Source organism: Arthrobacter crystallopoietes, assembly GCF_002849715.1.
Taxonomy (GTDB): Bacteria; Actinomycetota; Actinomycetes; order Actinomycetales; family Micrococcaceae; genus Crystallibacter; species Crystallibacter crystallopoietes.
In genome coordinates, this window is sequence record NZ_CP018863.1 from 3,714,721 (window position 1) to 3,727,533 (window position 12,813).

General features: G+C 61.3%; 11 protein-coding genes. 8 read left to right on the top strand and 3 right to left on the bottom strand.

Annotated elements, in window-relative coordinates:
- Positions 1 to 145: 145 nt before the first annotated feature.
- Entirely contained in the window at positions 146 to 1,102 is a 957-nt protein-coding gene (locus AC20117_RS17160; protein WP_083339875.1) for a lysophospholipid acyltransferase family protein, read from the top strand.
- A gap of 103 nt (positions 1,103 to 1,205) precedes the next feature.
- The gene (locus AC20117_RS17165; RefSeq protein ID WP_074702620.1) at positions 1,206 to 2,591 is read left to right on the top strand and encodes a class II 3-deoxy-7-phosphoheptulonate synthase; all 1,386 of its coding nucleotides are present in this window, start codon (positions 1,206 to 1,208) and stop codon (positions 2,589 to 2,591) included.
- A gap of 27 nt (positions 2,592 to 2,618) precedes the next feature.
- On the opposite strand, the gene pknB is transcribed toward AC20117_RS17165, so the two are convergent.
- Positions 2,619 to 4,673, bottom strand: coding sequence for a Stk1 family PASTA domain-containing Ser/Thr kinase (gene pknB, locus AC20117_RS17170; RefSeq protein WP_236777356.1), 2,055 nt, complete (start codon positions 4,671 to 4,673; stop codon positions 2,619 to 2,621).
- A gap of 100 nt (positions 4,674 to 4,773) precedes the next feature.
- Positions 4,774 to 6,330 carry a LysM peptidoglycan-binding domain-containing protein gene (locus AC20117_RS17175; RefSeq protein ID WP_074702618.1) on the bottom strand — a complete coding sequence of 519 codons (1,557 nt, stop codon included), beginning with the start codon at positions 6,328 to 6,330 and terminating at the stop codon, positions 4,774 to 4,776.
- A 218-nt stretch (positions 6,331 to 6,548) separates the two neighbouring features.
- On the opposite strand from AC20117_RS17175, the gene AC20117_RS17180 reads away from it, so the two are divergent.
- Complete coding sequence (locus tag AC20117_RS17180) at positions 6,549 to 6,902, top strand: Rv2175c family DNA-binding protein (RefSeq protein ID WP_074702617.1); 354 nt, start codon at positions 6,549 to 6,551, stop codon at positions 6,900 to 6,902.
- 57 nt (positions 6,903 to 6,959) lie between these two features.
- On the opposite strand, the gene AC20117_RS17185 is transcribed toward AC20117_RS17180, so the two are convergent.
- Positions 6,960 to 8,063 (bottom strand): polyprenyl synthetase family protein, encoded by a 1,104-nt coding sequence (locus tag AC20117_RS17185; RefSeq protein WP_074703444.1) that lies wholly within the window; start codon positions 8,061 to 8,063, stop codon positions 6,960 to 6,962.
- A gap of 173 nt (positions 8,064 to 8,236) precedes the next feature.
- Between AC20117_RS17185 and dinB the strand changes: the two genes are divergently transcribed.
- The 5 genes from dinB to ftsL all read left to right on the top strand — a co-directional run bounded on the left by dinB (position 8,237) and on the right by ftsL (position 12,782).
- On the top strand, positions 8,237 to 9,505 hold the full coding sequence (gene dinB, locus AC20117_RS17190) for a DNA polymerase IV (RefSeq protein ID WP_083340021.1): 1,269 nt from the start codon (positions 8,237 to 8,239) through the stop codon (positions 9,503 to 9,505).
- A 179-nt stretch (positions 9,506 to 9,684) separates the two neighbouring features.
- Positions 9,685 to 10,065, top strand: a complete 381-nt coding sequence (locus AC20117_RS17195) for an SCO2097 family morphological protein (protein ID WP_074702616.1) — start codon at positions 9,685 to 9,687, stop codon at positions 10,063 to 10,065.
- Positions 10,066 to 10,411: 346 nt separating this feature from the next.
- Positions 10,412 to 10,843, top strand: coding sequence for a division/cell wall cluster transcriptional repressor MraZ (gene mraZ, locus AC20117_RS17200; RefSeq protein ID WP_074703443.1), 432 nt, complete (start codon positions 10,412 to 10,414; stop codon positions 10,841 to 10,843).
- Positions 10,844 to 11,043: 200 nt separating this feature from the next.
- Entirely contained in the window at positions 11,044 to 12,033 is a 990-nt protein-coding gene (rsmH, locus tag AC20117_RS17205) for a 16S rRNA (cytosine(1402)-N(4))-methyltransferase RsmH (RefSeq protein ID WP_170837972.1), read from the top strand.
- On the top strand, positions 12,030 to 12,782 hold the full coding sequence (ftsL, locus tag AC20117_RS17210) for a cell division protein FtsL (protein WP_074702614.1): 753 nt from the start codon (positions 12,030 to 12,032) through the stop codon (positions 12,780 to 12,782). Before rsmH ends, ftsL begins: the two co-directional genes overlap by 4 nt.
- The last annotated feature ends 31 nt before the right edge of the window (positions 12,783 to 12,813 follow it).

Sequence of the window (12,813 nt, forward strand, 5' to 3'; positions counted from 1 at the left end):
TCATCTGGTCCCTATAATCTTCTATCCGCCCTGGCCGATGCTGCCCGGACGGGGAGTCTGCACGGGCGGCGGATTACCTAGAGTAGAGTCACAAACGGAAATCGAAGCGACCGGCGCTGCGCTCGGTTCAACTGGAAGGGCTCACGTGTTCTATTGGGTGATGAAGACGATCTTCATTGGACCGGTGGTCCGGCTCCTGTTCCGCCCATGGATCAAGGGCCTCGATAACATTCCAGACGGTCCGGCAATCCTGGCCAGCAACCATATGTCCTTTTCCGACTCGATCTTCCTGCCGCTGGCCGTGCCCCGGCCGGTGGTGTTTCTGGCGAAATCCGAGTACTTCAACGGCCGAGGATTAAAAGGCAGGATGACAGCTGCCTTCTTCCGGCTTACCAACCAGTTGCCGATGGACCGCTCAGGTGGAGCCGCGTCGGCGTCGTCGTTGTCCGGGGGAGCCGATGTCCTGAACGCGGGCGGACTGCTCGGGATTTACCCGGAAGGCACACGCAGTCCTGACGGCCGGCTCTACCGGGGCAAAACCGGTGTCGCCAAACTGGTTCTGAGCACTGGCGTGCCGGTGGTCCCGGTTGCCATGATCGGTACCGACAAGGTCCAGCCCATCGGCCGTCGTATCCCGAACATCCGACGGGTCGGAACGATTATCGGCAAGCCGCTGGACTTTTCCAGATACAAAGGTCTGGAGAACGACCGCTTCATTCAGCGTTCCGTCACAGACGAAATCATGTACGAGATCATGCGGCTCTCCGGCCAGGAGTACGTCGACGTATACGCCAACACGGTGAAGGCGCAGCAGACAGCACGCAAGTCAGCCAAGGCCGGGCAGGAGCAGCGCAAGGCTGAAGCCGTGGGCGCGGCCGGTGAGGATCTGCAGAAGCCGGGCACAGTCAAGGCACCGGGAGCCATCACGATAATCGGCAACCCGGAATCGCTTGCCACGGCAGCCGGTACCGCACATACGGAGCCTACGCCCAGCGCGCAGCCAGATGCCGGTGCCGCATCGTCTGCCGCAACGGACATTGCCGGCGGTGACGACGCCGGGCAGTCCGGCGGCCGCCGGAAACCGCGCAAGCCCGGGTCCTGAACCGGGCCAGGCCACGGGGGATCAATACGGTCAATGTGACTTATCCGGCCGCACGCATTACGACGGGGCAGAAACGAGAGTTCAAGGGGTCTAGCATTGATGTGTGACTGAACTTAGCGCATCTGCCCCTGTATCCACTCCGCAGCCCGGTGCCGCCGAATATCCTGGCCTGGATGCTTGGCGCGACCTGCCTGTTGTCCAACAGCCGACCTGGCAGGACAGCAAGGTCTACGAGTCATCTCTAGCGGAGCTGTCCTCCCTTCCGCCGCTGGTATTTGCCGGGGAAGTGGATGTGCTGCGCGGGCGGTTGGCCGAAGCTGCCGAAGGCAGGGCCTTCCTCTTGCAGGGCGGCGACTGCGCCGAAACCTTCGAAGGCGCTACTGCGGATAAAATCAGTGCCCGTGTGCGCACGATCCTGCAGATGGCAGTGGTCCTGACCTACGGTGCTTCCCTGCCCGTAATCAAGATGGGCCGGATGGCAGGACAGTTCGCAAAGCCGCGGTCATCCAACGATGAAACCCGGGACGGTGTCACGCTGCCCGCCTACCGCGGCGACATGGTCAACGGCTTCGATTTTACCCCCGAGACCCGAGGCCATGACGCGTCGCGGCTGGTTCGTGCCTACCACACGTCCGCCTCCACCCTGAACCTGATCCGTGCCTTCACCCAGGGCGGCTTTGCCGACCTTCGGTTGGTACACCACTGGAACAAGGGATTCACCGCCAACCCTGCGCATTCGCGGTATGAATCTCTGGCCCGCGAGATCGACCGCGCAGTGCGGTTCATGGATGCCTGCGGTGCTGATTTCGAGGCGCTCAAGCGGGTGGAATTCTTTGCCAGTCATGAAGCCCTCGTGCTTGATTACGAACGCGCCCTGACCCGGATCGATTCCCGTACCGGGCTACCGTACGACACTTCCGGCCACTTCCTCTGGATCGGAGAGAGGACCCGCCAGATCGACGGCGCACACGTCGACTTCCTGTCCCGGGTTCGCAACCCCATCGGCGTGAAGCTTGGCCCCACCTCTACGGCGGACGACGCCCTGCGGCTGATCGACAAACTGGATCCGGAGCGTGAACCGGGCCGACTGACCTTCATCACCAGAATGGGCGCCGGTAATATCCGGGAGAAGCTTCCCCCGCTGGTGGAAAAGGTCACGGCCAGCGGCGCCAAAGTGCTATGGGTGACCGATCCTATGCACGGCAACACCGTAACGTCGCCGAACGGCTACAAGACCCGCAACTTCGACGATGTCATCGATGAGGTTCGCGGCTTCTTCGAGGTCCACAAGGGTCTGGGTACTTTCCCAGGCGGCATGCACATGGAGATGACCGGAGACGACGTTGCCGAATGCCTTGGAGGTGCGGATCCTATCGACCAGGACGCATTCCTGGACCGTTACGAATCGGTGTGTGATCCGCGCCTGAACCACATGCAGTCCCTGGAGATGGCGTTCCTGGTAGCGGGCGCATTGGCCAAGCGCTCCTGATCCCTGCCGTAAGGCTCCGCCGTCCGCTTAGACTACGGTCAGCGTGATGACGGAGCCTTCGGGCACGGACTGGTCCACGGGATCTTGCCTCCGGACGGTGCCGAAGAACCCGCCCAAGATCTCATTAATCTCGACCTCGAAACCCAGCTCCTCGAGCTGCCGCCGGGCATCGTCTGCCTGCTGGCCAACGAGATTGGGAACGTTAACCATCCGCGGGCCCTTTGACAGCGTCAGCGTCACGGTATCGCCACGGATGACATTGCCTTGTTCCGGGTTCTGCGCGGCAATGCTCCCCTCGGGAATGTTCCGATGGAATTGAGCCTCCGGAGCAAATTCGACAGTCAAGCCGGCATTCTCCAGAGCGGCGGTAGCCTCGTCCCGAGTCAAGCCGGTGACATCGGGGACAGCAAACGGCTCTGGTCCTTTGGACACCGTCAGATCCACCGGGGTGTTTCGGCGCAGCTGCTCCTCGGCCGCAGGCTGCTGGCCGATAACCTCGCCGGATGGAACCTTTTCGTCAAAGGCTTCGGTGACATCGCCGGCGGCCAGATTCGCTCTGGCCAGTTCAGCCTGCGCCTGTTCGACGGTCATTCCGGTGACGGACGGTACGGGAAATAGCTGGGGACCCTTGGAAACGAGCAGAGTCAGCGTTTCAAACCGCCGGATCTGCTCCGGCGCCGGTGGATCGGTTCCGATCGCCACACCGGCTTCGAGCTCCTCGTTGAAGGCTTCCTCGATCCGGAAGTTCAGACCCTGATCCTGCAGGATGGATTGGGCATCGCTGACAGGCTTGCCCGAGACTCCCGGAATTTCCACTGGTGCTCCCGGACCCAGGCCGAAGAACCAACCGGCGGTCGCGACAAGTACCGCGAGGATTCCCAGCACGATGGCCCAGAGCAAACCCCGTCTGCGGGGATGACTGCGCAGTGATTGCTCGGGTCGCCGTGCCTGCCGGGACAACTCCTTGTCGCGGGCTTTAGCCTCGCGTTTCGTCAGCGGTGTTGCCCCATCGGATGCATCGGAAGAATCCGACGCTTGCCCGTAGCCGTTTCCGGCTTTCACCGCAGCCTGAGGCCGGGTCAGTGCCTGTGTGTGTTGGTAGGACGGTGCAATCACTGTGGTCCGGTTTTCGTCCTGACCGATGACTTCGGTAGGCGGGCCTGCCGAGTTGGGTGGGCTCTGTTCACGCGGCGTGGGTGCAGTGCCGGACGAACCTGTCTTCGGCGAGTCGAGATCCGCGTCGCTTAGCGTGGTGCGGATATGTCGCAGCTCGCCGAGGAGGGCGCCGGCATCGACCGGACGCTGTTCGGGGTCGGACGAAGTGCACCACAGCACCAGTTCATCAAGATCCGCGGCTAGGCCGGGCACCAGCGTGGACGGTGCGGGCACGGTGGAGTTCACATGCTGGAAGGCGACATGAATGGGAACCTCGCCGGTAAAGGGCTGCCTGCCGGTGAGCATCTCGAAGAGCATGATCCCTGCCGAATAGATGTCGCTGCGTGCATCCGCGGGCGCCCCCGTCACGAGTTCGGGCGCCAGATACGCTACGGTGCCGATCAGCGTCCCCGTGTTCGAGGTGGTGGACACCGCACGGGCGAGCCCGAAGTCGCCGATCTTGATCCGGCCGTCGGAGGACATCAACACGTTCTCGGGTTTCACATCGCGGTGGACAAGGTCCGCTTCATGTGCGGCCGCGAGCCCCTCGATGACCGGATCCAGCAATGCCAGGGCCAGCCGTGGAGTCAAGGCACCCTTGTCATTGAGGACATCGCGCAACGTATGGCCAGGGACATATTCCATCACCAGGTAGGCAACCTGGCCGTCGAACCCCTGGTCCAGGACGCCGACCACGTGGGGGTGCGAGAGCTTTGCGGCGGACTTGGCTTCGCGGACGAAGCGTTCCAGGAAACTGGTGTCCTCGGCCAAATGCGGATACATGATTTTCAGCGCCACATGCCGGTCCAGGCGGGTATCGGTGGCCAGATAGACAGTGGACATGCCGCCACGCGCGAGGCGCGAAAGAATCAGGTACCGCCCGTCCACTGTTGCGCCGACCATTGCATCCGTAACCCGTTCCTGCACTCTTCGATCCTATGTCCTAACGCGGCGAGGGTCCGGATCAACACAGATCCGGACCCTCGCCGCTGCCGCGGGCGCCCGTGGGCGACCCGCCATGCTGCTACTAGAAATTCTTCATATGCGCCTTGATGGCCTTCACATACGTCTTGGTGTCGTCGAACATGCCGTGGGTCTTTACCGAGTGCTGGCCCTGGTAATACGACGCAATCGCGTCGTCGAGATCATCGCTGGTGCGGACCAGCGCGCTGATGATGGCCACGCCGGCAGTGGCGTTGTCGTAGGGATCCAGCAGGTTCAGCTTCCGGCCAACCAGATCCGAGGCCCAATCGCCCGAAGCCGGAATCACCTGCATGGCGCCGATGGCGTTGGCGGGGGAAACCGCGGTCTGCTGGAATCCGGACTCCTGGTACGCATGGGCCAAGGCAAGAGCCGGATCAACGCCCATGCTGCGTGCCGTGTCGGCAATGATGGCCTTCATCTGCGACTGGCTGGGCTGCGGGGTGGAGAGCAGCAGGCGCTTGTTCTCGTTGGCCTTCGCAACCACTGCCTTCGGGTACGAGTAATGGAGGAAGGTGCTCGGCACCAGCGGTTCGGCCGATGCCGCATTCACATCCGACTCGCTGCTGCCTGCACCCGAAACCTTGATCTTCTGGCCCGGGTAGATGACCGACGTCGATTTCAACCCGCTCGACTGCAGAAGCTTGCTCAGTGTGATGTTGTGCTTGATCGCTATGCCGTACAGCGTATCGCCGGCCTTGACCGTGTAGGAGGAGCCGGAGCTCGAGGCCGTTGTCGAAGAGACCTTGGCGGTCTTTACTGTGCCGGCTGAACCGCTGACCTTGATTTTCTGGCCCGGGTAGATGGTGGAAGTGGCCTTGAGGCCGTTGAGCGAGAGGATCTTGCTCAGGCCCATGTCGTGGCGGGCGGCAATCCCGGACAGCGTATCGCCCGACTTGACCGTGTAGGACCCACCGGAGCTCGACGAGGTCTTTGCCGATGAAGTATTGGCGGTGGTCGTCGAAGATGCAGCCGAGCCGCTGACCTTGATCTTCTGGCCCGGGTAGATGATGGAGCTGGCCTTGAGGCCGTTGAGCGAGAGGATCTTGCTCAGGCCCATGCCGTGGCGGGCGGCAATCCCGGACAGGGTGTCGCCCGACTTCACGGTGTAGGACCCACCGGAGGATGAGGAGGAGCCCGAAGATGACTTGGTGGCCGATCCCGAGGAAGCACTGCCCGAGAGCTTGATCTTCTGGCCCGGGTAGATGATCGAACTGGGCTTCAAGCCGTTGAGGCTGAGAACTTTCGAGGTGCCCAGGCCGTAGCGAGCCGCGATGCCACTGATCGTCTCGCCGGATTTGACGGTATGGGCTGACGGAGTGGGCTTCAGCGCCGGACGCAGGGTGGACGGCAGCAGGAGTGCAACATCCGCAGCCGGAACGATCCTGGACGCCTGCACAGGGAGGCCCGCACCGGCCAGCTTGGGCTGCAGTGCCATACGGGGAGCCTGCTCCGCGGCTTGGGCCGGAAGTGCAAACGCAGCGGAGGAAAGTACGACGGCGGGAATCGCCGCGGTGGCCGCGGCGGTCAGCAGCTTGCGGGAAGGCTGGGCTGCAGTCCGTCCCTGGGCGCGGCTGCTGGAGAACGGGCGCTGGTCAGTCATGGACATTCCTCATCAGTGGTCAACGGCATATGCCGCAGGCCCGTAGGCTGTTGAACGAGTTGCGAGTGTTTCAGTTGTTATCAAAGTGAAACTTGTGACTTGTGTGAATCTACACTAATTCCGCATAACACAAAAGCGAAATTTGCAGCCTGGATATCTGAGGCGGCGTGTCGAGTTGGGAAGTGGTTTGAAAGGCCCGCGCATGGCACGCTTATTACGTGAGTGAACTCGAAGAATTAATTACCGAATGGTTGCCGTTGCCTGATGTGGCCGAACGTCTCGACGTGTCAATCAAGAAGGTCCACAGCCTTATTGATGAAGGAGCCGTGATTGCCGTTCGGATAGGGGACCGAAATATCCGATCCGTCCCCGCTGCATTCATTGTTGAGGATCAGATCCTTGACAGCCTTAAGGGCACGATTGCTGTTCTTGGGGATTCAGGCTTTAGCGACGAGGCGATACTGCGCTGGCTTTTTACCGCGGATGAATCACTCCCGGGCCGCCCGATCGACGCACTGCGCGAGGGCCGCAAAACCGAGATCCGGCGCCGCGCGCAAGCCCTTGCCTGGTAGGGCACGCCGGCCGGACGCGTAACTGGGCCGGCGCGCTCGGCTCACCGTAATTTAGAACTAGGCAGTGCGCCGCACCGCGCGGTCGGCGAGGTTTTGCATGGCCTCGCCGACAACCGGCTCCACGGGCAGCAGTTCCAAGGCACTGAATGCAGCATCGCTGAGTTCGGCAATCATCGCTTCAACAGATCCGAGGGCTCCCGATTGTTCGATGATCCCGCGGAGCCCGTCGATTTCCGCTCCCGTGAGATCGGGTGATCCCAGATGCTTTTCGAGATAGTCACGCTCCGAAGGGCTGCAGTTGTTGAGCGTCAATCCGATTAATACGGTCCGCTTGCCTTCGCGCAGATCGTCCCCAGCGGGCTTGCCTGTCGTTTCAGGATCTCCAAAGACGCCAAGGACGTCATCGCGGATCTGGAATGCTTCTCCCAATGGGAGTCCGAATGCGGAATATCGGCTGATCAGTTCCGAATCACCACCGGCCAAAGCTCCCCCCAGGCAGAGCGGATGCTCCGTTGAATACTTAGCGGACTTGTAACGAAGAATCTTCAATGCCCGGTCCACCGCGTGCTCCGGCGGCCGGCCGGGGCCGGCTACTTCCTCAAGTACATCCAGGTACTGTCCGGCCATCACCTCGGCGCGCATTCTGTTGAAGATCTTCCTTGCCCTTGTTCCGGAGGCACCTTCCGAACCGATTCCGGCGAAGACTTCTTCGCTGAAGGACAAACAGAGGTCGCCCGCGAGGATAGCGGCTGCCTCGCCGTACCGTTCTGCGTCCAGGGACCAACCGCGTTGGCGATGCCGGAGTTCAAAGCCCCGATGAACGCTAGGTTTTCCCCTCCTGGTATCCGATCGGTCAATGATGTCGTCATGGATCAATGCCGCAGCCTGGAAAAGTTCGATGGCGATACCCGCTTGAACTGCCTGCCCGGCCAGTTCGGCACCGCCGGCTCCGCGCCATCCCCAATAGGCGAGCAAGGCACGCAACCGTTTTCCGCCATCAGCCAGAACCGCCACGGCGTCTATCAGCTCAGCGGCGTCCTCGGAGATCTCCTGTAACTGCGCGCGTTGTTCACCGAGGAACTCCTGCAACCCCGTAACGAGGCTGTTCTGGAATTTCTCTTGCTCGGCTATTGAACGGTTTTTGTTGACAGACGTCTCCATGTTCACTGGCTTTCCTCAGAAGGTGGTGATCCGGGCCGGTGATATTGCAGCAAGACATACTCCTCGACGGGCAGGCGGGTACCTGTCCAGTCTAGCCACGGTAGAGCGCCGTCAAGCCCAGCGGAACTTACCATAGAGAGGTGAGCGAGGCACGGCAGCAGAACTGCACCATTATGCATGTCGACATGGACGCGTTTTTCGTCGCCGTCGAACTCCTTGAGCGTCCCGACCTGATCGGCCGGCCGGTGATTGTCGGATCACCGTCGGGAAGGTCGGTTGTACTCTCAGCGTCGTACGAAGCCAGGGAGCACGGCGTTCGGTCGGCAATGCCGATGTCGCGGGCCCAGCGACTGAGCCCGCATGCCGTGATTATCGAACCGCATCAGTACAAGTACCATCGGATGTCCGAAAAGGTCATGGAAATCTTCCGGAACATCACGCCTGAAGTTGAGCAACTGAGTGTCGACGAAGCATTTCTCGACGTCAGCGGTTCGATCCGCAGACTGGGCCAACCACTGGAGATCGGAGCGCTCATCCGGCAGACCATCCGGTCTGAGCTGGGAATCACCGCCACGGTCGGAATTGCCTCGAGCAAGTTCGTGGCGAAGATTGCCTCCACACATGCCAAGCCTGACGGGCTGCTGCTGATTCCGCTGGAGCGCACGGTCGAGTTCCTTCACACGCTACCGGTAGGGGCGCTGTGGGGCGTGGGGGCGAAAACGCGAGACATCCTGGCAAGGCTCGGCATCCATACGGTCGCGGATCTGGCCCACACACCCCAACAGACGCTGCATCGGGTTCTCGGATCTGCCGGGGATCACGTATACCGGCTGGCCTGGGGGATCGATGACCGGAAAGTGACACCGGAAAGGCTGGAGAAGAGTATCGGCGCCGAAGAGACCTTTGCCACCGACGTCTCGGATACCGCGCAGTTGCAGCGCGAGCTTCTGCGTCTTGCGCACCGTACGGCTGTGCGGCTGAGGGCCTCCGGAATGCAATGCAGGGGAGTGGCGCTGAAACTTCGCTACGCGGACTTCACTACCTTGAGCAGGTCCCGGCGCCTCGCGGAGCCCGCAGACAGCGCCCACCAGCTGTACGCCGCGGCTGTGGCACAGCTCGCCGGCCTGGGCGAGCGGCCGATGCCTGTTCGGCTGATAGGCCTACGTGCAGAACAGCTGGAGCCAACGGCCGGCGCGGGGCAGCAACTGACCATTGACGGCACCGAGGATAACTGGCGGACTGCTGAGGAGGTGCTGGACAAAGTGAATTTGAAGTTCGGCCGTGGCGGAGTTATGCCGGCCGCCTTGTTGCCGCCAGCCCAACGGGGCATCAGACCTGGCCGAAATCAAGCTTCGACGGGTGGTGCAGGCGGCGAAACAGGGCTTGCAGTGGGTGGCCGGCAGGACTCGGAGACAGGCCGGAAGGACGATGGGACCGGATAAGCCGTCATGAGCGCTGGATGAGCCGTCAATAAGGACATGCAGCTTTCGAATGGACCGTTTGCAATCTATCCTTAGTAGTAAGGAAATGAAGTTTTTACGGGAAGTTCGAGGAACTCTTTTCCCAGCACGTCCGTTTCATAGATACGCGGACTACGGGGGACAGGAAGAAGGAGGTTCAGATGCCACTCTCAGAGCATGAACAGCGGCTGCTGGATCAGCTGGAGCAGCAACTGCATGCTGATGACCCCAAATTTGCCAGCCATATGGAGTCGGCCTCGGGCCGGTCGCTGTCAACGAGACACATTGTTGTCGGCTCGTTGATCGCGGTGGCGGGCATTCTGGTGCTGTTGATTGGTATCTCCAACCAAATCATTGCCTTGGGTGTTCTGGGATTCATTGTGATGGGGGCCGGTGTTTACTGGGCTACCAGCAGACGGTCAGGAGGAGGCAAGGATGCTTCGTCCAAGGCCGGCAAATCATCCCCGCCCTCCAAGGGGGGCTTTATGTCCAACCTGGAGAACCGGTGGGACGAACGGCGCCAGGGCGAGGACCGTCAATGACCATGTCAATGACCACACCGTCATGAGGACCACCTAACCAGCCAGCCTCCTTGCTCCACTTTCCTCCACGCGCTGGAAACCCGAGCTAAAAGAAAGACCCGTCCAGGACGGGTCTTTTCTTATTTAACGGTTCTGGCCGCTCCCGCGCACTAACCCGGGCCAATTCCCTCCACATTCCACCACCTCCCTCATTTGCTGATCTGGCGCGGAATATAGGGCAAGAGAAACACCCTTATCTCCGCTTTATGTGTTGACTGTGGTGAATTGTGGAGTAAAGTGGAGGACATCAGAGGGTAGTGGTGAACGCAGGAGGTTGACTAACTCCTTTATCGGCAAGGCGGTGGCGATGTTCCTCGGAACGCATACGCCGCGGCTGGACGAAAAGGGGCGGTTGATTCTCCCGGCCAAGTTCCGTGAGGAACTGTCCGATGGACTCGTGCTCACACGGGGACAAGAGCGTTGCATCTACGTCTTCAGTCAGCGGGAATTCGAACGGGTGCATGAAGAAATGCGCAAGGCGCCCATATCGTCACGGCAGGCTCGTGACTACGCTCGGGTTTTCCTGTCCGGAGCTTCTGATGAGGTACCTGATAAGCAAGGCCGGGTTACGATTCCATCCGCGCTTCGTGCTTATGCGGGCCTGGACCGGGAACTCGCCGTTATCGGCGCCGGAACGCGTGCAGAAATCTGGGACGCTCAGGCTTGGAACGAGTACCTGACGGAGAAGGAAGCCGCCTTCTCCGAAACAGATGAAGATGCAATACCTGGAATCTTCTGACATGGGTCGGAAACAGCACTACCGCCGGATTCTTGAATGAGATCTCCAGCCGCCCAGCACGACCACCTGAATCACCTTCCCCGGAATCAGGCGGAGAGGCTAGGCGCGGATGGGGATCTGGTCCAAGAATCAATCGGTTTAAAGGACTTGCAGGAAACAGAAGAGCCCAGGCAACAAAAACAACCGGAGGAGCAGGCTGGATGAGCGAGGATCGCCCGACAGAGGACCGTCACGTCCCCGTGCTGCGCGACCGCTGCATCAACCTCCTGGCTCCGGCAATCGAGAAGGCCATTGACTCCACCGGGCGTGCCGTTGTCGTTGACGCCACCCTGGGCATGGGCGGCCATTCCGAGGCGCTGCTCCGGCGGTATGAGCAGCTGCACCTGGTCGGCATAGACCGGGATGAGCAGGCGCTGGGCCTCGCTGGCAAGCGTCTGGCTGAATTCGGCAGCAGGACAGACCTGGTGCACGCGGTCTATGACGAGATTGCCGACGTCGTCCGTGATCTCGGTTTGGACACCGTGGACGGCGTGCTCTTCGACCTGGGCGTCTCATCGATGCAGCTCGACGAACGGGACCGCGGCTTCGCCTATTCCTATGACGCGCCGCTGGACATGCGCATGGACACCAGCCGAGGGCAGACCGCGGCAGACGTGGTGAACACCTACAGTCAGGACGAACTGGTCCGCATTATCCGCAAGTGGGGCGAAGAAAAGTTTGCCGGCAGGATTGCATCCGCCATTGTCGCAGCCCGTGATGAAGCTCCCCTCGAAACGACGGGGCAGCTGGTGGACGCAATTCGCAAAGTGGTCCCGGCATCGGCGGCACGTACCGGCGGGCACCCGGCGAAGAGGACTTTCCAGGCGCTGCGGATCGAAGTCAACGAAGAGCTGGAGGTGCTTGAGCGCGCCATCCCGGCTGCGTTGGACGTACTGGGTATGGGCGGTCGGGTAGTGGTCATGTCCTACCACTCCTTGGAGGACAAGATCGTCAAGGGCTTCTTCGCCTCCGGCTCCCGGTCGTCGGCCCCCGTCGGGTTCCCGGTGGAGCTGGAGGAGCACAAGGCCCAGTTGAAAACTCTAACCAAGGGCACCGAGGTGCCGACTGAAGCAGAGATCGCAGAAAACCCGCGGGCGGCTTCGGCCAGATTGCGGGCGGTAGAACGCATTCGGAACAGGAGCTCCTCATGAGCGCAACAGCTCGGAACACCAGGCCGGCAGTTCAACCCATGGTGGAGGGCAGCACGGCCCGGGACGCCCGGTACACCGGCGCACTGCCTGAACGGAACGCGGCGCCCCGCACACCGCTATCGGTGGTACCTTCCGGACCGGCCCGCAAGCGCGTGCCTTTTGCCGTGTTCTGCTTCGCCGTGCTCGTTGCCGCCCTCGGGTGCGTGCTGGTACTCAATATCTCCGTATCCGGAGGACAGTACAACATCGTAAAGCTCCGGGGCGAACAGGTTGCCTTGGCTCAGCAGAACGAAAAACTGACACAGCAGCTGGAAAACCGCCAGGCTCCACAGAATCTGGCCGCGGAGGCTGCACAATTGGGAATGGTGGTTTCGCCTTCGGTCGGTTCCATTGATTTGGAGACGATGAAGGTCAGCGGGGACCCGCAGGCGGCAAAGGAAGGTTCTGCGCCGTCACAGTTGGTGGATCGTCCGGAACTCCCGGCGCAGGCACTAACGCCCGCTGAAGCCGCTGAAGCCGAGGCGGGAGCTGAAACGGGAGCCGCGGCCCCGGTTGAGGCCGAAGCTCCAGCAGCAGCGGAAAAGGCACCGGAAAAGGCAGCAAAGAAGGCAGCCGAGGCAGACCAGTCGCCGGCCGAATCCAAGCGGGCAGCCGAACAGTCATCAACCGGCGGCAGTGAGAAGACATTCAGCCCCGAGGAGCTGAATGGCGGAACCATCCCGGCACCGAAGCAAAAAACAGGGCAGTAACAACCAATTGCCCGGTGAGACGAACGAGGAT

What these genes read in the sequence shown, in the direction of transcription:
- AC20117_RS17175 (WP_074702618.1), bottom strand. Translation starts at nt 6,330, where the DNA reads ATGACTGACCAGCGCCCGTTCTCCAGCAGCCGCGCCCAGGGACGGACT.
- AC20117_RS17185 (WP_074703444.1), bottom strand. Translation starts at nt 8,063, where the DNA reads ATGGAGACGTCTGTCAACAAAAACCGTTCAATAGCCGAGCAAGAGAAA.
- dinB (WP_083340021.1), top strand. Translation starts at nt 8,237, where the DNA reads ATGCATGTCGACATGGACGCGTTTTTCGTCGCCGTCGAACTCCTTGAG.
- AC20117_RS17195 (WP_074702616.1), top strand. Translation starts at nt 9,685, where the DNA reads ATGCCACTCTCAGAGCATGAACAGCGGCTGCTGGATCAGCTGGAGCAG.
- mraZ (WP_074703443.1), top strand. Translation starts at nt 10,412, where the DNA reads ATGTTCCTCGGAACGCATACGCCGCGGCTGGACGAAAAGGGGCGGTTG.
- rsmH (WP_170837972.1), top strand. Translation starts at nt 11,044, where the DNA reads ATGAGCGAGGATCGCCCGACAGAGGACCGTCACGTCCCCGTGCTGCGC.
- ftsL (WP_074702614.1), top strand. Translation starts at nt 12,030, where the DNA reads ATGAGCGCAACAGCTCGGAACACCAGGCCGGCAGTTCAACCCATGGTG.